We start from the raw sequence: 22,417 nt of genomic DNA, 5'->3' as shown, positions 1-22,417 counted from the left end.
AGCACAAAAGACAGCAATTGCGAGAACAGCCCGCTTTAGAAGCCGAGCAGCCAAGACGCCCTCGCGATTTCGGCCTTGGCAAAGCGCTCGGTCCAAAGGCCGTAATTCCCATAGCCCGCGTCACGCCGTCGCTCTGCATATTCGGAAAAATAACGCCAGAAATCGATCACCTCGGTGCCCAAAAAGGCATTGAGGACATCAAAATCACAGATCCGCTGGTGGGCACATAGAGCAATTCGATCGAAGAAGTAGAAGAGATCGTCGACCAGCCGGTCGGCCTGGGCATCGAACTGGTCATCCTGACCGGTCACACGCTCGCCGATATTGGCATAAATCAGTGCCTGCTGATCCGGCCTCAGATCCGCGATGAACTCTGCCTGTTGCTGATAGAAGGGCCAGATAATGGCGTTAAGCTCGCCATAGGCAGCGCGATAGCCGCCGCCATCCCAGTTCTCAACCTCGGCCAGCGAGCGTTCGATCCGGTTGTCCTGCACGTGCTGGAAATACTCAAGGGCGCCCGCCAGGACTGCGATGACGGCGAAGATCTTGATAATGGGCGATAGCAGACTGTCAGCGCGGGCGAGCCATCCGTTTTTTTGCCTGGGCTCAGAGGCAGGCTCTGCCTCGCTGTTGTTTGCGGTGGCCTTTTCTAGCAGATCTAGGGGCATGCGGTCAGGTCCAGCCGGACCACCGGATCAAGCGAGCCGGCCAGCCGGCCGATCTCTGCATTGATACAGCGCAGTGCGGCCTCATCGGCCACAAAAGAGGTGTCGATCACCTCGCTGTCCCGATCTGTATTGGCGCCGGGAAGCCCACGTGTCTTTTCGTCAACGCACTGGGTCAGGTCGACCAGGACAAACCCCCGGCCCTCCGTTTCGAGCCGGACCAGTTCGGCTTCGAACTGTTCTGAAAAACAGGCAGCGACACGCTCGTTGAGGCGAATGCTCGGATTGCAGAAATCGCAAACCGCGCCAGCCGTCGAAACAAAGACAATCGACAACACGGCCACAAGGCAAGATCTCATTTGCGCAGCTCCCTCAACCGCAGGGAATTAAACCATTTTGGCCTGCGCGCTGTAAAGCAATCAAAGTGTTTAGAAAGACCGTCTTCGGCTCCTGACGAGACCGCCATCGGGCCATCGAGTGGTCATCTTGCAGCAAAGCGCTTGACACAGGAGGCTTCCTCCTGCATTTGTGACACCGATGTCATGACATCGGTGTCATAGAACACCTGCGGCATCACGGTGAACCGTTTCCCAACCGACCAGAGCGTCTAGAGTGGGGCATCAGTTCAACCGGAGGAGGAATGACGTGGCCACGATTTATGATGTTGCCAAGGCTGCAGGGGTCTCACCCAAGACGGTGAGCCGGGTGATGAACGGCGATGCGCCGGTCAACCAGGCAACGCGCGAGGCCGTCAAGCAGGCCATGGCGGCGCTCAACTATGTCCCCTCCAGTGCTGCCCGCACCATGCGCTCGCAACGCTCGGGCCTGATCGGCATGATTACGGGCGCCATCAGTTCAACCCATCACTTCGAAGATGCGGGCCTACCCGAAATCTATCTCGTCCAGGGCGCGCAGCGTGTCATCGACCAGTCCAACCGCACCCTGCTTGTTGCCGATAGCGGTGGCCAGGCCGAGCGCATTCCGACCCTCTTGCAGACCTTCCGTGAGCACCGGGTCGAGGGCATCCTTTATGTGGCCGAGTACCACCGTGAAGTCAGCCTGCCTGCGTCCCTGAGGGACCGGCCGATCGTTCTGGTCAACTGCTTTGACGCCCAGGAGACGCCCTGCGTCCTGCCGGACGATGAAGGCGCCCAATATGCCCTGGTCGACGGCCTGATCCGGCGCGGCCACCAAAGGATCGCCTATCTCACCCTGCCCGAACACTATGTGGCTTGCGATCTGCGCGTTGCCGGCTATCGCCGCGCCCATCGGGACAATGGCATTGCGGTCGATGAAGGGCTGGTTCAGGTGGGCGCCCTGCCCAGCACAACCCATGAATTCGATCTGCTCTGGGACGCGCTCGATCGCGTGCTCAAGGCGGAACCGACAGTGATCTGTTGCGCCAACGACAAGATGGCCATGCGCGTCTATGGCCTGTTGCGCGATCGCGGGGTGAGCATTCCCCAGCAGATGTCCGTCGCCGGCTATGACGATTATCGCATGATCGCCGAACATCTCCATCCGGGCCTGAGCAGCGCCGAGTTGCCCTACGCCGCCATGGGCGCGCGGGCCGCCGACAAGCTGCTGCGCATCATAAGCGGCACCACCAAACCCAACGAGCCGAACCGCGAACTGGTCTCTGCTCCGGTCGCCTGGCGCGAAAGCGTCCAAACCCGTGACGCCAATGTCACGCAATTGAGTTCAAGGAGGAAAGAAACATGAAGTCCCTACGTCTTTTGACGACCAGCCTCGCCATCGCCACGGCGATGAGCACTGCCGCTTTCGCGCAGACCGAGCTGACCATGTGGTATCACGGCGCCGGCAGCACCGTTGAACGCGACCTGATCAACACAATTATCTCCGATTTCAACGGGTCCCAGTCCGACTGGACTGTCACGCTGCAGGAATTCCCGCAGGCGGCCTATAACGACTCGGTCGTCGCCGCGGCCGTGGCCGGCAATCTGCCCGACATCATCGATGTGGATGGACCGGTCATGCCCAACTGGGCCTGGGCGGGCTATATGCAGCCGCTGCAACTCTCCGAGGGCGCCCTTGACGGTTTCCTGCCTGGTGCGATCGGCAAATATAATGGCGAAGTCTATTCGGTTGGCCTGTGGGACGCGGCCATTGCCATGTATGCGCGCCGGTCGACGCTTGAAAAATTCGACATCCGCATTCCAACGCTCGATGAGCCCTGGACCCGCGAAGAGTTCGACGAAATCCTCGCCACCCTCAAGGAATCGGGCGAATTCGAATATCCGCTGAACCTGGGCATGGCCGATCAGGGCGAATGGTATCCCTATGCCTTTGGTCCGTTCCTGTGGAGCTTTGGCGGCGACATGGTTGACCGCTCGTCCTACCAGACCGCCGAAGGCGCGCTCAATGGTGATGCGGCCATCGAATTCGGCGAATGGTGGCAGAGCCTGTTCACCAATGAATATGCTCCGGGCACCAGTCAGGACATGGCGGACCATGAAACCGGCTTCATCGACGGGGACTACGCCCTGCAGTGGAACGGCAATTGGGTAGCGGTGAATACGCTCAATGCTCTGGGCGATGATGTTCTCTTCCTGCCCGCGCCCGATTTCGGCACTGGTCCCAAGATCGGCGGCGCTTCCTGGCAGTTCGGCGTATCGGCGACCTCCGAGCATCCCGAGGGCGCGAGCGCCTTTATCGAGTTCGCGCTTCAGCCCGAATATCTGGCGGCCTTCTCCGACGGTATTGGCCTCATCCCTGCCACGGCCGAAGCAGCGGCAATGACCGAGAACTACAAGGAAGGCGGACCGCTTGAAGTCTTCTATGGCCTCTCGGAAGCCCAGGCGACATTGCGTCCGGTGACCCCGGGATATGTGTTCCAGGCGCTCGAATTCCGCAAGGCGCTTTCGGACATCGCCAATGGCGCTGACGTGGTCGATGCGCTCGATGCGGCGACCGATGCCATCAATGACGACATCGCCCGCAACAACAACTACGCCACGGCTCAATAGGTCCCCCTCCCGAGCCCGGCCGGCCCGGAGACATCCGGACCGGCCTACCCCGCGCGTCCCAAGGCAGGTCAACCATGCGTCCGACAAGAACCAAATCGCTGCAGTCCCACTCGCTGGCCGGCTGGCTGATGAGTGGTCCGGCCCTGGCTCTGGTGACCCTGTTCCTGATCGTGCCCTTTCTTTTGGCCTTCTGGTTCTCCTTCACCAATCAGCGCCTGATTTCACCCAATCCGACCCAGTTCGTGGGAACCAGCAATTTCGAGCAATTGCTGGGCGTGGGCGCGCTGGTGCTGGAGCCTGAGCGGACCGAAGACGGCAGCCTCATTGTCAGCGAGACTGGCGAATTGAGCTATCCGCGGGTGCGCGAGTTCACCCGAAACAATCCGGACTATCCCCAGCTTGAGGGCATGCGAGAATGGTTCGGCTGGAGCTGGGGCGAGAGCAAGGTGCTGGTCCTTGCCCGTGACCTCGTTTTCATGAAGGCTCTCACCAATACGCTGTTCTTCGTGGCGGTGGTGGCGCCGCTGCAATCAGGGATTGCGCTCTTGCTGGCCCTGATGATCAACCAGAAACTGCGCGGCATTAACGTTTTCCGAACCGTCTATTTCATGCCTGTAGTGGTCTCGATCGTGGTCGTGTCGCTGCTCTGGCGCTTCATTTATGACGGGCGCAGCGGGCTTTTGAACAACCTCCTGCAATTTCTCAGTTTCGGGCAGTTCCAGCCCATCGATTGGCTTGGCAATCCCGACACGGCCATGTTCGCCATCATCGTCATGTCGATCTGGCAGGCAGTGGGCTTTCACATGGTGATCTGGCTGGCGGGTCTGCAGAACATCCCGCTCACCCTCTATGAGGCCGCCGATATCGAGGGGGCCACGGCCTGGCAGAAATTCCGCTTTGTGACCTGGCCGGGGCTGCGCAATACCGCCGTCTTGATCCTCGTCGTCATCACCATGCAGGCCTTTGCGCTCTTTGCCCAGATTGACGTGATGACCAATGGCGGTCCGCTCGATAGTACGCAGACCCTGGTGTTCCAGGCGGTCACGCGCGGTTATGAGCAGCAGAACATTGCCGGTGGCTCGGCCATATCGGTGCTGCTGTTCCTGATCGTGCTCGCAATATCTCTCTTCCAGCGATACGTCACAAGGGAGCGCTGACCATGGCTGCCGTCACTTCGCCCAACCAGAACCTCAAGACGAGCCTGAAATATCTGCTACTGATCCTGGTGGCTCTGGTCTTCGTCTTCCCCATCGTTTTCATGGTGGTCAGCTCGTTCAAGCCGGACGCGCAATTGTTGCGCGACACCTCCTCGTTCAATGCCTTCCTGCCAGTGGGTGATGTGTCGCTGGACAATTACTTTGCCGCGTTCGAGCGCGCGCCGGTGGGGCTCTTCGTTTTCAACTCGATCCTGGTCACGGCCATCACCGTAATCGGCTCGCTGTTCCTGTGCTCGATGGCGGCTTTTGCCTTCGCATTCCTCGAATTCCGCGGCAAAAGCATTGTCTTATCGATCATTATCGCGACACTGATCGTACCTTTCGAGACCATCGCCGTGCCCATGCTGATGGTGGTCAATGCCCTGCCCTGGCTGGGCAGCGATGGTATCACCTGGGGTTGGCTCAACACCTATCACGTGCAGATCGTGCCGTTTCTGGCCGATGCGCTGACCATTTTCCTCTTCGTGCAATTCTTCCGCGACTTGCCCAAGGAGCTGATCGAGGCAGCGCGCCTGGACGGCGCGAGCTGGTTCCAGGTCTATAGCTTGGTCATCGTGCCGATATCCGGTCCGGTCTTTGCCACTGCCGCGATCCTCAAGTTCCTGGCCATGTACAACCAGTATCTCTGGCCGCTGATGGTCACGCAGTCCGAACAGTACCGGCCGGTGATGGTTGGGCTGCAATACTTCTTCCAGCTTAATACCGCCTGGGGCGAGGTGATGGCTTACTTGTCCATGATCACCCTGCCGGTGCTCGCCTTCTATCTCTTCCTCCAGCGCGCCTTCATCACCTCGATCGCCTCCACCGGCATCAAGGGCTGAAACACCACTTACGAAAGCTACGATTTTGGTTATCGCACTAAAAGACAAATGGATTTGGGACTTCTGGATTTACCGCGACGGTGTGGACTATCACGCCTATTTCCTGCAGGCTGACAACACGCTGGCCCATCCTGACATGCGGCATCGCCACGTAACCCAGGGGCATGCGGTGTCCAAGGACCTGGTCAACTGGACACATCTGGGCACCACGTTCAAACCGGCCGACCCTGTGGCCTGGGACGACTGGACGACCTGGACCGGCTCGACGCTGCGGGACGAAACCGGTCTTTGGCACCTCTTCTATACCGGCACCGAGCATGCCGAAGAGGGCATGAAGCAGCGCCTGGGTCACGCGACCTCGACCGACGGGCACAATTGGACCCGTGTCGGCGATGGCCTGGCGCTCGATATTTCGGGCCCGGACTATGAAGAATATACCCCGGGCCACTGGCACGACCGCGCCTTCCGCGATCCTTGGGTGATGAAGAACCCCAAGGGCGATGGTTGGGTCATGTATTTCGTTGCCCGCCGTCCCGGTGTCGCCGAGCCCAATGCTGGCGGCACTATCGGCTTTGCCACCTCGCCCGATCTTTACACCTGGACATTGCGGCCGCCCGTTTATGCCGGTGGCATGTTCGGGCAGATGGAAGTGCCGCAGGTCTTTGAGGCAAACGGCAAATGGTACATGCTGTTCTGCACGGACGGCTCGCACTGGTCCGAGGCCTATAAGCGCCTCAATCCGGAACCGCCGGTGCGCGGCACGCACTATCTGATGGCAGACGATCCCTTCGGTCCCTGGGAGGTCGCGCCCGGCGCCTTCTTTGATGGCGCGCAGGGCAGCCGCTATGCCGGCAAGATCGTCGAGACTGACAAGGGCCTGGTCTTCATGGGCTTCCGACATGACGCGGCAGACGGCTCGTTCATCGGTCAGGTCTCGGACCCCATTCCGGTGCGCATAGATGCCGACGGACTCCTGCATACCGAACTCGACAAGCTTCCACCAGGCGCCAAGGTCTAGGGCACAAGGAGATCACCATGGCCGGCTTGAGCCTCACTCAAATCCGCAAGACCTATGGCAAGGTCGAAGTTATCAAGGGCGTCGACCTCGAGATCGAGCACGGCGAGTTCGTGGTGTTTGTCGGCCCGTCCGGCTGCGGCAAGTCCACGCTACTGCGTATGATTGCGGGCCTGGAAGACATCACCGGTGGGGAGCTGAAAATTGGCGACAAAGTCGTCAACGGCGTGCAGCCGCGCGATCGCGGCGTGGCTATGGTGTTCCAGTCCTATGCGCTCTACCCGCATATGAGCGTTTACGACAATGTCGGCTTCGGGTTGCGGCTCAAGAAGACGCCCAAGGACGAGCGGGACGCCAAGATCCGCGAGGCCGCCCGAATCCTGCAGATGGAGCATTTGCTCGACCGCAAGCCGGCTCAACTCTCGGGCGGGCAACGCCAGCGCGTCGCCATTGGACGCGCAATCGTCCGGCAGCCTGAGGTGTTTTTGTTCGACGAGCCGCTCTCGAACCTGGATGCGTCGCTCCGCATGGATATGCGGATGGAAATCTCCAAGCTCCACCGAGACCTGGGTGCCACCATGATTTATGTGACGCACGATCAGGTGGAGGCCATGACGCTGGCCGACAAGATCGTTGTTCTCAATGGCGGCGTCGTGCAACAGGTCGGATCTCCGCTGGAGCTTTATCATCGGCCGGCAAATCTGTTCGTCGCAGGTTTTATCGGTTCTCCCAAGATGAACTTCATCGATGTCACGGTTGAAGGCGGGGACAATGTCTCACTGCGGCTCGCAAGCCCGGTCATGGCGACCCAGACCGTGCCGGTTTCCGGCTCGGGAGTGAAAGCGGGGGACAGGCTGACCCTTGGCGTGCGCCCCTATGATTTCCGGCTAATGGAGGATGGGGCCTTTTCCGGCACGGTCACCCTGGTCGAACAATTGGGTAATGAAACCATCGTCAACCTAGCCCTGTCCAATGGCCAGCATCTCATCGTTGCTCTGGACGGCGATACCGAATGCAGCATTGGACAAACACTCAAAGTCGGCTTTCTGCCCGAAAAGGCGGCCGTCTTCGACACGGCTGGCGTACACCTCCAGCGCTGACAGCACCAGATTGTGGGCCGACTAAATGTCCGCCCCCATCACCATAGGGCCGGCCATCGCGGCCTTGCAGATTGCGCTCACTCTGGGACAGCGCGACACGGGCAGCCGCGGCTCTGAGAACTCCAGAGCCATCTGTCTGCGGCCCGCCAAGCGCGTCCCGTCTCGATCTTGCGCCTGGGGGCGGCGGGGCGAGTCTTTTGACCACTCTCTGACACCACGGAGGTCAGACGACATCCTGATCTGCTGAGGCCCTAGCAACTTCGACTGACTGGGGCCGCCAGGGCGCGCCGGTCAGAACAAAACTGCGAACACCTATTGTATTGAAATAACCAGATAATTTTTGGTTTTTTCAACCAACCACTCCTCCTGTCTATCTCACCCATTCCTAAAACGAGCGAAGCTCGCCGATCAGCATTCGACCCCATTCCGGTCTTTAGCTGAGCTAGGGGAAAGGGCAGACCTGGGGCCGACAGCTGACCGTCGGAAATGGAAGCTGTCCACACGATTAGCGGACTTCAGAATGGGGTCGGCTGGCAGGCGCTGTCCAGGAGCGATCCTGTTCACCTGGTGGCCGACATATGCAACATCACTATCGAGTGTGGGGGCACTCGGTACCTGCCCCCGTCATCGATGAGGGTTACAGTACGAGGTACAACACTTTCTGGCCGCTCAATCGAATTGAAGTCATCGGGAGACGCAGCGGTCAACAACTCTCCTTGCCATTCACCCTTCAGTTCCCGGCCATTAATGTCGATAGCGCAGTCCGCCTCACGTTCCGGGTCACGGTTGATGATTGTCACGGTGGCCCCATCGACATCGACGCTCACCAAGGCATCGACCGATGAAACAGTATTACCGTGGTGCGTCAAGGCGGGTGCGCTGGTCACTGTCGCCAAAATCCTTTCCCGGATGTGTTCGGCATACAGTTTCATCGCGTGGAAGGTGGTGCGGCGGACGATCCCTTGCGGATGCACGAAAAGCGGACCACGTGTGTTCACACTGGGCGCCACGTTGGCCATGGCGACAATGTCGGCATTTTTCAGGCATGCATTGAGGAACCCCGCGGAAAAAATCGCGTCCGCCATCGTATAGGTAGTAGGAACGTCGTTGAGCGCGCGTGCGTCGATCTTGTCCTGGCTGTTGCCATTGGGATGATGCCAGCCGCGCAGGTTCCACTCGTCGAAAGCAATCCGGACCTTTCCCGTCAATCCGGCAGCGCCGATCACGTGACGCGTCTCCTCGATCATGCGCGCCGGCTTTTCCGTCTGCATCATGGCGGTCAGGTAGTCGCTGGGAGCCTCGACCTGATGAATCTGGTCCCAATAACCATGGATGGATACCAGATTGAGGTAGCGACCGGCTGACTTGAGCAGCGACAGCGTCCACTCAGCGTCGGGGACCGCGGCCGCCGACAACACGATGTTCTCGTCGACGGCCCGCATCATCTTGGCGGATTCGGCGACATAGGGCCCCCACTCGGCCGCCGTCTTGGCACCGATCTGCCAGTCGCCATAGCTTTCGTTACCGATACCCCAGAATTTGACGCCAAACGGTTCCGGGCTTCCATTCATCCGGCGCTGCTCGGCATAGCGTGTCTTGAGGTGGCCGTTGCAATATTCCACCCAATTGCTCATCTCTTCCGCGGTGCCATTGCCGCCATTGGTGCAGATATAGGGCTCGCATCCCACCAATTCGCACCATTTTATGAACTCATCGGTGCCGAACGTGTTGGGCTCCTCAACCCGCCACGCCTTGTTGTATGATGCAATGCGCGATGGTCCGACCGCCTCGTACCAGTGGTGGTCGGAGACATAATTGCCTCCGGGCCAGCGCATGATGGGCAGGCGCAATTCCCGGAGGGCCTCGATGACATCCATCCGGAAGCCGTTTTCGTCGGAGAGAGGCGATCCGAGATCGAAGATGCCGCCATAGATCTGGGTGTGAAAATGCTCGATGAAGTGCCCGAAAATGTTCCGATCCCAGGGCATATCGCCGAATGCGGCGCTGGCATTGATTCTGGTAATCCCATCAGTCGAATACATGATCGCTCCTGATCGCAGATGATATGCCCGAGTGGTGCCTGGCCATTCCGTAGTTGCCTTTATGGCTGGCGACGCATCGGCCAAGCCGATGCGCCTGGGAAGATCTAGTCCACACAACGATTGCCGTTTTGGTCGAACAGATGCACCGATGACAGATCGGCAGAGAAGCCCATGACAGTGCCAGGCACCACATCGAGCCGATGCCTGACTAGGCTGGTCAGCGTGGATTGGCCGAGCCTGAGTATCAATTGGGTTTCCGAACCCATGGGCTCTACAATGACAACTTCCATGGGAATACCCGCTGGATCGGGGACCAGGTGTTCGGGTCGGATACCATAGGACTTGGCCACTGCTCTCGACTGCGGTGCAGGAAGCACATGCCCGTCCGAAGTGACAAAGCCCTTTGGGCCCAGCGTTCCTTCGATGATGTTCATCGACGGCGAACCGATGAACTGGGCCACGAAGATATTGCTGGGATTGTCAAACAGTTCGATAGGCGTTCCCATTTGCTCGATTTTCCCGTCGCGCATGACAACGATCGTATCCGCCATGGTCATCGCCTCGACCTGGTCGTGAGTCACATAGATCGTCGTCGTCTTGACGCGCTGGTGCAGATCCTTGATTTCAGCGCGCATCTGAACGCGCAGTTTCGCATCAAGGTTCGAGAGCGGTTCGTCAAACAGGAATACCGCCGGATTGCGGACCACCGCCCGCCCCATGGCGACGCGCTGGCGCTGCCCGCCGGACAATTCGCGGGGATAGCGGCCAAGCAGGCTGCCCAGTCCCAGCATCTGGGCGGCCTGCTCGACCTTTGCATCGGCGGTCTTCTTGTCCACGCGCTTCATCCTGAGCGAGAACGCCATGTTCTCGGCAACGGTCATATGTGGGTAGAGAGCGTAGCTCTGGAACACCATGGCGATGTCACGTTGCTTGGGTGGCAGGTCATTCACGACCCGATCCCCAATGGAGATCGTGCCGCCCGAGATGCCCTCCAGGCCTGCGACCATGCGCAGCAGGGTTGACTTTCCACAGCCCGAGGGGCCGACGAGGACAACAAATTCCCCCTCGTCGATGTCAATGGAAACCCCCTTGAGCACTTCGACTGTGCCATAGCGCTTCAGAGCATTGCTGATTTTGACGGGTGCCATTTTGAAGAGCTTTCTTTCGTGTCTGGACTACCCCTTCACCGCACCGGCCAGAATGCCCTGCACGAGCTGCTTCTGAACGCGGACGAGAAGTGGAATGAGCGGAAGGAGGATCAGGACGCCGCCTGCTGCAATGAGATCATAGGGCGTGGTGTTGGCGTCGGCCCGAACGGGAATTTCGAATAGCCGCACCGTCAGCAGTCGCGTTTCCGGGGTAACCGTCAGCGTGAATGCGTAGAGGAACTCGTTCCAGCCAGCGATGAACAGCAGCAGGAAGGTCACTGCGAAGGCGGGCATGGCAATGGGGAAGATGATGCGGAACAAGGTGCTGAACAGCCCGGCTCCATCGATCCACGCCGCTTCGTCAAGTTCCCTGGGAATGGAGCGGAAATAGGCGAACAAGGTGAGGAAGGCGAACGGTATGCCATCCGACATGAAGATCAGGATGAGCCCGATATGGGTGTCCAGCAGGCCAAGCTCATTGTAGGCGATGAAAACAGGCCCCAAGGTGACCATGCCGGGGATTGCCACAGTGGCCACCAGCGCGCTGTAGAGGGCGGACTTGCCCACGAAGGTCATGCGGCTGAAGCCGTATGCCGCCAATCCGCCGAGCAGCGTTGCCCCGGCCGCGGCGCCACCTGCAACCAGCACGGTATTGAGAAGCGTCCGCAAATAGTTCCAGGCCCTCATCACAAAGGGATATCCGTCCACCGTCGGGTTGAGCGGCCAAAGGGTGGGCGGGAGCCTGTAGGCTTCGCCCGGCGGCTTAAGGGACGTGATGACCATGTAGTAGATCGGGAAGGCAAGCATCACCAGAACGATGAGCAACATGCCATATTGAGCGGAACGGCCCAGACGCTGTTGAAGGATCGGGTGCATATTAAAGTCCACTTCTGTTCGCACGGTAGAGGCGCCAGGCAAAGAAGCCACCGATGGTGACGCTGCACAGCAGAAGCAGGAGATTGATCGCCGAACCGTAGCCGTACCGAAGCTCCTGGAAGAAGCGGGCATAGGCGTAGACGGCGAGGGTCTCGGTTGCGGTCCCCGGTCCACCGCGCGTCAGGCCATTGATCTGCTCAAAGGTCTGCACCTCGGCCATGCCGCGCAGCATGACGATCAGATAGACCGTCGGCATAAGCATGGGCAGCGTGACAAACCAGAAACGCTGCAGGATGTTGGCGCCGTCGACCTCGGCGGCCTCGATCAGTTCCCTGGGCAGCGCGGCGAGCCCGGCCATGAAAATCAGGGCACACCAGGAGACATTCTTCCACACAGTGACGACGATCACGGAGACGCGGGCCGTATTGGCATCGCTGAGCCAGCGGATGGGCGACTCGATCATCCCTAGGTCTCGGAGTATGGCATTGAGGATACCGCCATCCTCATAGAACATGATCTTCCACACGGTTGCCGCCAGCAATGGCGCCATGACCCATGGCAGGAGCATGATAAAATTGCTCAGCCACCGGCCCCGAAGATTTTGCATCAGCAGCAGCGCCAGCATCAGACCGAGAACAACTTCGAGCGCGACGCTCACGAAAGTGTAGATCAGGGTGAAAGCCAGAGAGCCGATCAGTCGTTCATCGCGGATCAGAAATTCATAGTTGGCGAGACCGATAAACTGCCCGGGATTGGTGATCGAGCGATTGGTGAAGCTCATCCAGACCGTCTGAACCAGCGGCACGATGCTGTAGGTCAGGCGCAGCACGATTGCCGGCAAGATGATCAGATAGGCGAAGGAATTGGGTCCAGACGCCATCGCTCGGAGTCGCACACCGAAGGATTGCGGCGTCGTCGCCACGTCAGGCGAGATCGTCATGGTTGTATAGCCCTTGTGATTTGGTTGGGCCGCCCATCGCTGGGAGGTCGCGGGCGGCCCTGGGGCGACGGACGGGTCAGGAAAGTTTGATCAAGCTGTACTCGTCGGCGGCCCAACGCTGTGCATCCTCGGGAGTCCGTTGACCCGAAAGGATGTAACTGCCGAGCTTGTCGAACATCGACCAGAGCTGCGTGACCTGCGGGGAACTGATGATCGGTTCGCGGAACTTGGCGCCCGCGATCAGATCCGACCAGCTGACGTCCAGGCTCAGGGCCGGCACCTTGTCCTTGATATCGGCATCATCGAACAGCGAGCGGTAAGGCGGTGCCGCGCTCTGGGCCAGGCAGATCTCCTTGACGATCTCGGGGCTCGAAATCCAGTTGATCACCTCGGTAGCGGCTTCCTTCTTCTTCGAGGCCTTGGGCATCATGACGCCCCAACCATGGACCAGGCCGGTGTTTCCGGCAGGGCCCGCAGGCCAGGGTGAAACGCCAAGAGTGTCCCTGGTGATAGTGCTGCCATCCACCCCGATGATGTTGCGCAGTCCACCTTCATAGGTCCACCACATGCCAGCCTTGCCCGCCGCGGCAAGCGCTTCCACGGCGGCATTGTCCTCGCTGACCGTCGATGGTGGGGTGATCTGATCCTTGTGCACCCAGTCGGACATGAACTGGAATGCTTTCAACGAATTGGGATCGTTGAGGCTGGACAGGTCTGCGCCCGCCTGGTTGAGCATAAGCAGCACGGTGTTGAATGCGTGTCCCTCACCGCCGAGCGGGCGCCACCCATAGACGCCAGCATTCGCATCGGTCACGGCCCTGGCCATTTCCACCATCTCGTCCCAGGTCTTGGGGGCAGTCTGGACCAGCGACTTGTTGTAGAAGAACGGCTCCAGACCCATGGTAAAGAAGGCGCGGTAGACCCCGCCCGCGGCATTGTTCAGGTCGGTGATGTTCTGGACCGTATCCCCGCTGTTTTTGGTCCACGCGTCCATGCCGCTGAGATCCTCGGCCCAGCCGTTCATGCCCCAGAGGCCGCCAATCAGGTCGTCGGCAAACATGACATCGAGGCCATCGTAGCCCGTCTGCCCCCACAGCGTGATCTTCTGCATCACGTCGTCCCACTTGGAGGGCAGGACGTCGTAGTTGATCTTGATGCCGATTTCGCTTTCGGCGCGAGCGAACAGGTCCATCAACACCGGGCTATTCCAGCCGATCATGTTGATTTCTGTGACGCCCTGCGCACGCACATGCGGGGCAAAGGCCAGCGTCGCACCGGCCGCCGCCGTCGTTTGCAGGAATTTTCGGCGTGAGAAATTGGTCGTGAACATGGTTTCCTCCCTGGGTTCACTGGCTACGGAACTGATAGTGTCTTAGGCGGCCGCTAGTCGGCGAAGATCGGAACCTCTACTGCAGCTCCGTTGGCCAGGGCCGATTGATGCGCCGCAATGCCAGGCGCGGTCCACCGCGCCCCGGTGCGCGCATCAACCTGGGCCTTGCGCCCCTCCACTATCGAGCGGACGAATTCATGAACCAGGTGGGGGTGGGATCCGGAATGGCCACCACCCTGCACGAAAGATAGGTGCTTGCCATCCGAGAACACCGCCTTGCGGGTGTAAGGGGCGATCTCCGCAGGCAACAGATCCTGTCGATCAGGCGGCTGCACCGCCTCATGCAGGATCTTTCGGCCTCGACCCGTGCCAGGCTGGGGCAGCGAGAAGATCATCGGATCCTCCTCCTCGATCTGTTGCCACTCAAACCCGAGCCTGTCGCCATAGATCGCAAAGGATTCCGAATAGGGCCGGACGGTCTGGAAGAGCGACCTGGTGACCTCAACGGCGACATCGCTGTCCCGCAGCCGGAAAATAGCCGTCTCCACCGGATATGGATTGCCATAAGCTTTCACCCGCTCCTCCGGAAGGCGACCGGATCCGAAGCAATGCACCCGCTCGACGCCGGTGGAAAGCAGCTTGAGCACGGGGGAAATGGCGTGCGTCATGTAGTGATGTGGTGGCAGGCCCATCCAATATTCCGGCCAGCCCTCCATATCCTGCATGTGCCCGCCGCGCGCGAAGGAGATATCGCCAAATTCGCCCTTGGCGAACAAATCCTGGACCATGAGGAATTCGCGGGTATAGACCGCTGTTTCCATCATCATGTAGTTCTTGCCCGACCGATCTTCCGCGTCGATTATCTTCTGCAGATCCTCAAGACTGGTCGCCATGGGCACCGTGCAAGCGCAGTGCTTGCCTGCATCGAGGACCCGGACGGCCTGTTCGGCATGCATCGGAATAGGCGTGACCAGATGCACGGCATCCACGTCAGGATCGTCCAGGACCTCATCCAAGGAGGCGTAAGCGCGCTCGATACCGAAGCGCTGTCGCGCCTGCTGCAATTTCTCGGAATTGCTGTCGTGCAGCGCCACCCACTCCACATCCGGATGGTCACGATAGATCGGGGCAAATTCCGCACCAAAGCCAAGCCCGATCAGGGCTACGCGCAGTTTCATACTTATCTTCTCCTCCACGCCCCCCCAGAATTTGGAGAGCAGGTGTAGAATTAAACGTTTTTTCTTATCGTGTAAAACGTTTATTTTTAGGATATGGGGTGGGTAAGGAGACCTGCAAATGATCGACAAGAAGGCGGACGCACGCCCCTCAATCCACAACGTAGCGGCCTATGCCGGGGTCTCTATAGCCACGGTTTCCAAGGTGATGCAGGGTGTTGCAACTGTTCGTAAGGAAAACGTGATTGCAGTCCAGAACGCCATCGAAGCCCTGGGCTATAGGATAAATCCCCTTGGGGCGGAGCTCCGACGCGGGCAACGGAAGCTGGTGGGCGCCATTGTCGCCGATTTTCAGAATGCGAAATCCGCGCAGCTCCTCTCTGAACTGGAAAAGCAGGTCGAGAGCCGTGGCTACACGCTCATGGTGGCGTCCAGCCGCGGCTCGGAAGATCGGGAAGCCGATCTTGTGGGGCGCATGCAGGACTGGCGTGTGGCCGGGATCGTCGTCGAGTCCGTTTCCGGACGGCAGAAGGCATCCCTGCTCCTCGAGGAAGGACCTCCAGCTGTGTTCCTGGGCAACCACTTGACCAAAGGTGTGCACGATCTCGTCGTTGATGACGTCCCGACAGCAATAAGGGATGCGCTCAAATTGGGCCGGCGTCGCCTGAAAAGTGTCTTCCTCGCTGAAGGGTTCCGCGAGGAATATCTGAAGGATGAGATCGAGCAGGCCGGGGACTGTCTTGTCCGCAAGGTTTCGGATCTGGATATGTCCGGGCCCGTTTTTCTTATCGACGAGGCCGGTCAGACCGTTCAGCACAGCAATCGGCCGGATGAGGGTCGCACTTCCAAAGTCACGCATCTTTATTCTGACGTGATCAACACATCCGTCGCCGCAGTGACGCTGCTGTTTGAGAGACTAGAGAACCCTGAGACGCCAAAAGCGGTGCAGAAGGTGGCAATGAAGGTCTCGTCCTCCCCTTGACACCAGACTACGCTCAACTGGCACGGCAATTTCCCACTCTTGGCAAGTCTATCGGACTTTCGTCAGCTACACGCACGACACGCATTGTGTGATCTGCGACGGTCGGGAACATCAATCGATCCTGGCACCTTCGGCATCAAATCGGAGGATAGCCTGTTCGCTCGCCTGAAGCACCACGGCGTCGCCCTGCCTGAACACTGATGTACCGGGCAGACGGGCGATCATCGGCTCTTCCAGACCGATATCCACATAAGTGTACGACTCCGACCCCAGATGCTCGGTACGCAAGACCCTGCCCGCCCAGCCTTCCCCCCCGGATGTGACCGTCAGATGTTCTGGACGCACACCAATGGTCGAGGCATGAAATCTTGCCGCATGTTCACCGACGAGTAGGTTCATCTTAGGCGAGCCGATGAAACCTGCGACGAACAATGACGCGGGCCGTTCGTAGAGGTCCAGCGGCTTTCCAACCTGCTCGACCCGGCCAGCGTTGAGCACCACTATACGGTCAGCCAAAGTCATGGCTTCGACCTGATCATGTGTGACATAGATCATCGTTGTGTGGGGAAGCGATTGTTTCAAGGTCGCAATTTCAAGGCGGGTCTGCACACGCAGGGCCGCGTCCAGATTGCTCAACGGCTCGTCGAACAGGAAGACCTTTGGATCCCGCACGATGGCGCGGCCGATGGCGACGCGCTGGCGCTGGCCGCCCGAAAGCTGTCGTGGCAATCGCTCCAGCAAGGATTCCAGCTGCAATTTGCGGGCCGCGTCGCGCACCTTGGCGTCGATCTCCGCCCTGCTCAGTTTCTGGATCTTGAGCGCATAGGCCATGTTGTCGAACACGCTCATATGCGGATAAAGCGCATAGGACTGAAACACCATGGCAATGCCGCGCTGGGACGGCGGCACATTGGTGACGTCCTTGCCATCAATGTTCAGCGTGCCACCGCTGACAATCTCCAACCCCGAAATGCACCGGAGCAGGGTCGACTTGCCACAGCCGGATGGCCCGACGAAGACAACGAATTCGCCGGACGGAATTTCCAGATTTACATTCCTGAGGATGTCGAGGGCGCCGAAGCGCTTGTCGAGATTGCTGATCGTGAGATTGGCCATGAATGCGGCTCCGGTCGGCCTAGCGGACGAACACGGCCTTTTCGGTTTTGCGTTGATCGAAGAGACGGAAGGCGGTTTCGGCTTCATCGAGCCGGAAGGTGTGGGTCGCCAGCCGTTCCAGGTCGATCCTGTGCGTCGATAGGGTGGTGAGGATGTCCTGGTATTCGTTGATGCCGAAATACCAGGAACCGAAGACGGTCAGCTGCTTGCGAATGAGCTGGTCGCTGGGGCGGATGGTGGTCTGGGCATTTTCGCCTACAAAGGCCATCCGTCCCAGGGGTGCCAGCGCATCGAGTGCCATATTGTGCGCGGCGGTATTGCCCGAGCAATCGATGGCGCCCGTGAGCCCCTCGCCGCCGGAGAACTCCCGGATGGCCTGCGCCGCCTGGGGATCGGTGGGGTCCAGCACCAGGTCGGCGCCGAGCTTACTGGCAAATTCCCGCCTCTCGGCAATGGGGTCGAGGGCAACGACCTGCCCTCCCAGCGCCTTGGCCGCGAGCACGCCGGCTGATCCCATGGGGCCGAGACCCCAGATGCCGATGCGGGAGAGCCCGTTGACGCCGACCTTGCGGCAGGCGGAGAACAGAGTGCCGAACGCGTCGGTGGAGATGGCAGCAGCCACAGCGGACATGTGGCCCGGCACTTTCAGCAGATTGCGGGCCGGCACCCTGATGAACTCGGCATTGCCGCCATCATAGGTGAAGCCGAGGCATTTCCATTTGGGGCAGAGGTGCATGTCGCCGCGCCGGCAATGAGCGCAGACGCCGCAGCCGATGGCGAGGTAGACGGCGACGCGATCACCGACGGCAAATTCGGTCACCGCTTCGCCCGTGGCGACAACGGTACCCGCTGGCTCATGGCCGCAGACGAAGCCCCCTGTCGCGTCCCCTCCCCCGACGACGGCATTGCCGTAGTAGAGGCTGAGGTCGCTGCGGCAGATGCACGAGGCATGCATTTCGAGCAGCACATCGTCCGGTCCCACTTCGGGCACGGGGATAGAGCGGATTTCCACCTGCTTGTTGCCAGGCAGGAAGACAGCTTGCATCTGGGACATGGAATTTCTCCTGTTACTTGACGGCGCCGGCGGTGAGGCCGCGCACAAAGGATCGCTGCATGGCGAGGAACAGCACGACGAGCGGCGCAAACGCGATGAGGCCCGCGGCGGCAATGCCGCCATAGTCGACCCCGTAGCGGCCTTGGAGGCTGGCTGCGCCCACGGTCAGCGGCTTGAGACTTTCGGTTTGGAACACCACCAGCGGCAGCAGGTATTCCTGCCACGCGAAGAGGAAGGTGATCAGCCCCAGGGACATGAGGCCAGGCTTGACCACCGGCACGACGATGGTGAGGTAAATCTTGAACAGGCCGGCGCCATCCATTACCGCCGCTTCGATGAGTTCGTCGGGCACGTCCTGCATGACCGTGCGCATCATAAAGACCGAGAAGGGCATCAGCAGTGCCGCCTGGGGCAGGATCACCCCGATGCGATTGTCGATGAGGCCGATCGCCTGTAGGTTGCCGTAGAGCGCCACGATTACCGAAGGCGCCGGAACCACGAGGCCGGCGAGAAACAGGCCGAAGAGCACTTCGCGGCCCCGAAAGTTCATCTTGGCAAAGGCAAAGCCGGCCAGCGGCGCCGTCAAGACCACCAGTACGGTGACACTGACCGCAGTGATGACGCTGTTCATGAAGTAGGTGGCAAAGCCCGCTTCGCTCCAGATGCGGCCGAAATTGGCGAAGTTGATTGGCCAGCTCAGTGTCAGCGGCCCAGAAAACAGATCGGCTTCGCTGCGAATGGCGGCCAGAAAGACCAGATAGACCGGGACCAGCGCATAGAGCGCAAAAACCAGGAGGATCAGGTTCTGAACGAGGCGGGTACTCTTGGTCATGGCTTCCTCAAGAGGGCAAAGGCGCCGGCACTGATGGAAAGAACGATGATGAGCAGCACGACCGAGAGAGTGGCGGCATAGCCGAAGTCACCGACGAGGAAGAAGGTCTTGTAGATGTGGGTTGTGAGCACTTCCGTGGCATATCCAGGCCCGCCCTGGGTCGTGACCCAGACTAAGTCGAAGAAGCGCATGGCCTCGATGGCGGCGTAGAGCCCGAGAAACAGGGTAGAGCCGCGCAGCAGGGGCACGGTGAGGTCGCGGAACTTGCGCCACCAGCTGGCCCCATCGATCGACGCGGCCTCGTAAAGCGAAGGATCGATCGACTGGATGGCGGCCAGGTAGATGATCACGCAGAAGCCGAAGAAGGTCCACGCACCGACGACGTTGAGAGAGAGCAGCGCGGTATTGTCCTGCGCCAGCCAGGCGCCAGCCAGCCCGCCGAGACCCACGGCCTCCAGCCCGAAATTTAGCAGGCCGAAAATGGGATTGTAGATCCAGCCCCAGATGATGCCAGCGACCACCAGCGGGATCGTCCGAGGGATGAAATAGATGGCGCCCAACCAGCGCACCACGCTGGCGTTGCGCTCGGCCAAAATGGCGGCGATGACCAGCCCGGCAAGGAGCGGAAAGGCCAAGGTCAATACTACCCAGATGGCATTGTGCCAGAGCGCGGTCCAGAACACACCGTCAGCGAGCAGCCGCCCGTAATTGGCAAGGCCGATAAAGTCGCCGGCAATGCCGTTGTCCCAGTCAAAGAAGCTGAAGCCGAAGACCTGAAGGATGGGCAGGCCCACGAACAGCACATAGAGGGCCAGTGAAGGCGCCAGAAACAGATAGGCGGATCGGGTGGTCAGCATGGCGCACTCGCATCATGGACAGGAGAGGCGAGCTCCCGTGGGAGCCCACCTGGGAGAGCAAGGACGGTCAGGGGACCCAGCGCTCGCCGTTGTCGATGGCCGTCTGCCAGGCCGTATCCATCGAACCGAGGAACTCATCGGCTGTGGTGTCGCCGCCGATAAGGCGCTGCAACTCGGCATAGAGGACCTGGGTGACGCTTTCCGGCAGGGTGGTGTGCAGGTCGTAAAAATTGGCGTCCGGTGTCGCCAGACCCTGCAAGTAGAACGACTTCACGATGGGCAGTGCGTCCCACTGCTCGAGTTCTTCGGGCGTGGTGCCAATGGGGACCAGGAAGCCCTTTTCGACCCAGACTTCGCGGCTGGCCGGTGAAATCAGGCAGTTTATATAGGCCGCCGCAGCGTCCTTGACTTCCTGACTGGCATTGGCAGAGACCTGCCACTGCGAACCTTCACCCCACATCGTGCCGGGCGCGACGCCTTCGGCCACAGGCGGCAGCATGAAGACGCCGAGATCGAACGAGGCGCCCCGGGCCATGTCCTGGAGCACCCAGGTACCAGTGATGGTCATGGCGGCGCGGCCGGAAAGGAACAGCGCGTTGGCTTCATCATAGCCGATGCCATTGAAGCCGTTGGGGAAATAGCCGCTTTCGGCCCAGGACTTAAAGGTTTCTGCCGCCAGCTTGAACTGCTCGTTGGCCCAGGGCGTGTCGCCGAAGAGGACTTCTTCTTCCGCTGCCTTGCCGGCCGACAGACCGAGCAGCAGGCTCAGCGTATTCGTGGCCGGCCAGCGGTCGCGATTGCCGAAGGCGATGGGCGTAATGCCCTTTTCCTTGAACGCATCGGCCGCAGCCTGGAATTCGGCATAGGTGGTGGGAATGGCGATGCCGTTTTCCTCGAACAGTGCCGGGTTGTAATAGACCCCCATCAGGTCCTGCTCCATCGGCACGCCATAGATGGCACCATCGAAGCTATTGCGACCGCGATAGAAGTCGTTGATGCCCTCCCACCCGTACTGCTCGTAATAGTCGTCGAGCGGCGCCAGGGCACCGACCCGCGCGTAGCCGGCCAGCACCGATGCGGCGGGCCAAGTGTAGGCAAGGTCGGGAGTTTTGTTGGCCGAGACGGCAAGGCGATAGCTGTCGCGGATGCCGATCGAGGGCGCAATGGTCCGCAGCACTGTGGCGCCACCAAGTTCGGGCTCGCAGGTGCCGATCAGTTCGTCCATCGCCGGGCCGGCGGCCGTAATGCCGGCCATGGCAAACTGATCCCATTGCGTCACCACGGTCTGGGCCGTTGCGGTCTGGATCGAGACGCTTGCAGTGATGCCGGCCGCAAGCAGCACGGGCAGCGACCGTCGGGTCGAAAGTGTCATAGTTTCCTCCTTCTATGAACAATAGTGATCTGGGTGTCTGGCTCTCAGGCCAGCAACGAACGGATGTAGTCGTGAGCGCGCCGGGCCAGGTCGTCCGGCTCCACATTGCGGCGATTGAAGCCGATCTCCATGGTGAGATAGCCTTCAAAACCCTCGGTCTTGAGGGCATCGATCAAGCTCCGGTAATCCACCACGCCGCTGCCGGGTGGTTCCCGGTTCACGTCGGCGAGATGGATATGGGTCAGGTCGCGACCCAGGCGGTGGACGTAGTCGGTGGGCACTTCGTTGCGGTAGAGAGTATGAAACGTGTCGAACATTGCCTTGACGTTTGGCAGGTCGACCTGCGCCAGCATCGCGATAAGGTCATCGCAATCGTCGACGAGATTGCTGTCGGATGCCGTGGGCTCGACGGCAATTGTAATGCCCAGCGGACGGGCAAACTCGGCGATTTCGCGCAACGCATCGCGGCTCCAGCCCCAGGCCTGCTCGCGGCTGGTGCCGTACACCTGCCAGCCGGCGACATAGAGCAGCGTCTTGCCGCCCCATTCAGCGCAAAGCTCGGCGACCTGCTTATACTGGTCGATTGCGCCCGCCCGTTCCAGCGGGTTGGCCGAGGCGACATTGAAGCCGGGGCCGCCGCCTGGGGCGGGCAACATGCTCGAGACGGCCAGGCCGTTGTCATCGAGGACCTGGCGGATTTCGCGACGGCGCTCCCTGGTGAGATATTCGGGATAGGCATGGGGGCTGGCGGCGCCGATTTCGATACCGTCATAACCGATGCGCGCAAGGCGCTTGATGACCTCTTCGAGGGGATAAGCCGGCACCCAGACCGGAAAGCTCGAATAGACCCAGGTGTTGAATGCCAGTTTCAAAACTCTTTCCTCCGTC

21 protein-coding genes are annotated in these 22,417 nt (G+C 60.1%); 7 read left to right on the top strand and 14 right to left on the bottom strand.

Features of this window, described 5'->3' with window-relative positions; all coding sequences use genetic code 11:
* Positions 1 to 35: 35 nt before the first annotated feature.
* Both DDE76_RS14480 and DDE76_RS14475 read right to left on the bottom strand, forming a co-directional pair.
* On the bottom strand, positions 36 to 668 hold the full coding sequence (locus DDE76_RS14480) for a DUF4760 domain-containing protein (protein ID WP_104892010.1): 633 nt from the start codon (positions 666 to 668) through the stop codon (positions 36 to 38).
* On the bottom strand, positions 659 to 1,024 hold the full coding sequence (locus DDE76_RS14475; protein WP_157955818.1) for a hypothetical protein: 366 nt from the start codon (positions 1,022 to 1,024) through the stop codon (positions 659 to 661). The genes DDE76_RS14480 and DDE76_RS14475 overlap by 10 nt, the downstream gene beginning before the upstream one ends.
* A 286-nt stretch (positions 1,025 to 1,310) precedes the next feature.
* Between DDE76_RS14475 and DDE76_RS14470 the strand changes: the two genes are divergently transcribed.
* The 6 genes from DDE76_RS14470 (at position 1,311) to DDE76_RS14445 (ending at position 7,805) form a co-directional block, all read left to right on the top strand.
* Positions 1,311 to 2,387 (top strand): LacI family DNA-binding transcriptional regulator, encoded by a 1,077-nt coding sequence (locus tag DDE76_RS14470; protein ID WP_104892012.1) that lies wholly within the window; start codon positions 1,311 to 1,313, stop codon positions 2,385 to 2,387.
* Positions 2,384 to 3,652 (top strand): sugar ABC transporter substrate-binding protein, encoded by a 1,269-nt coding sequence (locus DDE76_RS14465; protein ID WP_104892013.1) that lies wholly within the window; start codon positions 2,384 to 2,386, stop codon positions 3,650 to 3,652. Before DDE76_RS14470 ends, DDE76_RS14465 begins: the two co-directional genes overlap by 4 nt.
* A gap of 74 nt (positions 3,653 to 3,726) precedes the next feature.
* Positions 3,727 to 4,809, top strand: coding sequence for a carbohydrate ABC transporter permease (locus DDE76_RS14460; RefSeq protein WP_104892014.1), 1,083 nt, complete (start codon positions 3,727 to 3,729; stop codon positions 4,807 to 4,809).
* Between the two features lie 2 nt (positions 4,810 to 4,811).
* Entirely contained in the window at positions 4,812 to 5,690 is an 879-nt protein-coding gene (locus tag DDE76_RS14455) for a carbohydrate ABC transporter permease (protein WP_104892015.1), read from the top strand.
* A gap of 25 nt (positions 5,691 to 5,715) precedes the next feature.
* Positions 5,716 to 6,708 (top strand): glycoside hydrolase family protein, encoded by a 993-nt coding sequence (locus DDE76_RS14450; RefSeq protein WP_104892016.1) that lies wholly within the window; start codon positions 5,716 to 5,718, stop codon positions 6,706 to 6,708.
* Positions 6,709 to 6,725: 17 nt separating this feature from the next.
* Entirely contained in the window at positions 6,726 to 7,805 is a 1,080-nt protein-coding gene (locus tag DDE76_RS14445) for an ABC transporter ATP-binding protein (protein ID WP_104892017.1), read from the top strand.
* A 560-nt stretch (positions 7,806 to 8,365) separates the two neighbouring features.
* On the opposite strand, the gene DDE76_RS14440 is transcribed toward DDE76_RS14445, so the two are convergent.
* The 6 genes from DDE76_RS14440 to DDE76_RS14415 all read right to left on the bottom strand — a co-directional run bounded on the left by DDE76_RS14440 (position 8,366) and on the right by DDE76_RS14415 (position 15,448).
* Positions 8,366 to 9,931, bottom strand: a complete 1,566-nt coding sequence (locus DDE76_RS14440) for an alpha-L-arabinofuranosidase C-terminal domain-containing protein (RefSeq protein ID WP_157955817.1) — start codon at positions 9,929 to 9,931, stop codon at positions 8,366 to 8,368.
* A gap of 20 nt (positions 9,932 to 9,951) precedes the next feature.
* A complete protein-coding gene (locus DDE76_RS14435) occupies positions 9,952 to 10,995 on the bottom strand; it encodes an ABC transporter ATP-binding protein (RefSeq protein WP_104892019.1) in 1,044 nt (347 codons plus the stop codon).
* 27 nt (positions 10,996 to 11,022) lie between these two features.
* Positions 11,023 to 11,871, bottom strand: coding sequence for a carbohydrate ABC transporter permease (locus tag DDE76_RS14430; protein WP_157955816.1), 849 nt, complete (start codon positions 11,869 to 11,871; stop codon positions 11,023 to 11,025).
* A 1-nt stretch (position 11,872) separates the two neighbouring features.
* The gene (locus DDE76_RS14425) at positions 11,873 to 12,811 is read right to left on the bottom strand and encodes a carbohydrate ABC transporter permease (protein WP_104892021.1); all 939 of its coding nucleotides are present in this window, start codon (positions 12,809 to 12,811) and stop codon (positions 11,873 to 11,875) included.
* A 76-nt stretch (positions 12,812 to 12,887) separates the two neighbouring features.
* On the bottom strand, positions 12,888 to 14,141 hold the full coding sequence (locus DDE76_RS14420) for an extracellular solute-binding protein (protein ID WP_104892022.1): 1,254 nt from the start codon (positions 14,139 to 14,141) through the stop codon (positions 12,888 to 12,890).
* Positions 14,142 to 14,194: 53 nt separating this feature from the next.
* Positions 14,195 to 15,448, bottom strand: a complete 1,254-nt coding sequence (locus DDE76_RS14415) for a Gfo/Idh/MocA family protein (RefSeq protein ID WP_245891958.1) — start codon at positions 15,446 to 15,448, stop codon at positions 14,195 to 14,197.
* On the opposite strand from DDE76_RS14415, the gene DDE76_RS14410 reads away from it, so the two are divergent.
* Complete coding sequence (locus tag DDE76_RS14410; protein ID WP_104892024.1) at positions 15,438 to 16,298, top strand: LacI family DNA-binding transcriptional regulator; 861 nt, start codon at positions 15,438 to 15,440, stop codon at positions 16,296 to 16,298. The genes DDE76_RS14415 and DDE76_RS14410 overlap by 11 nt on opposite strands.
* A gap of 111 nt (positions 16,299 to 16,409) precedes the next feature.
* Here the strand turns inward: DDE76_RS14410 and DDE76_RS14405 are convergent, their stop codons facing one another.
* From DDE76_RS14405 to DDE76_RS14380, 6 genes are all read right to left on the bottom strand, one after another.
* Positions 16,410 to 17,414 (bottom strand): ABC transporter ATP-binding protein, encoded by a 1,005-nt coding sequence (locus DDE76_RS14405; RefSeq protein ID WP_104892025.1) that lies wholly within the window; start codon positions 17,412 to 17,414, stop codon positions 16,410 to 16,412.
* A gap of 19 nt (positions 17,415 to 17,433) precedes the next feature.
* Positions 17,434 to 18,468 (bottom strand): zinc-binding dehydrogenase, encoded by a 1,035-nt coding sequence (locus tag DDE76_RS14400; RefSeq protein ID WP_198650926.1) that lies wholly within the window; start codon positions 18,466 to 18,468, stop codon positions 17,434 to 17,436.
* A 13-nt stretch (positions 18,469 to 18,481) separates the two neighbouring features.
* A complete protein-coding gene (locus DDE76_RS14395; RefSeq protein WP_104892026.1) occupies positions 18,482 to 19,300 on the bottom strand; it encodes a carbohydrate ABC transporter permease in 819 nt (272 codons plus the stop codon).
* Entirely contained in the window at positions 19,297 to 20,157 is an 861-nt protein-coding gene (locus DDE76_RS14390) for a carbohydrate ABC transporter permease (RefSeq protein ID WP_104892027.1), read from the bottom strand. The genes DDE76_RS14395 and DDE76_RS14390 overlap by 4 nt, the downstream gene beginning before the upstream one ends.
* A gap of 67 nt (positions 20,158 to 20,224) precedes the next feature.
* Positions 20,225 to 21,529 (bottom strand): ABC transporter substrate-binding protein, encoded by a 1,305-nt coding sequence (locus DDE76_RS14385; protein ID WP_104892028.1) that lies wholly within the window; start codon positions 21,527 to 21,529, stop codon positions 20,225 to 20,227.
* A 44-nt stretch (positions 21,530 to 21,573) separates the two neighbouring features.
* Positions 21,574 to 22,401, bottom strand: a complete 828-nt coding sequence (locus tag DDE76_RS14380) for a sugar phosphate isomerase/epimerase family protein (protein WP_104892029.1) — start codon at positions 22,399 to 22,401, stop codon at positions 21,574 to 21,576.
* Between the last annotated feature and the right edge of the window lie 16 nt (positions 22,402 to 22,417).

The organism is Devosia indica (assembly GCF_003056405.1).
GTDB classification, from domain to species: domain Bacteria; phylum Pseudomonadota; class Alphaproteobacteria; order Rhizobiales; family Devosiaceae; genus Devosia; species Devosia indica.
The sequence above is the reverse complement of the archived record's forward strand: the minus strand, read 5'-3'. Positions and strand labels throughout refer to the sequence as shown.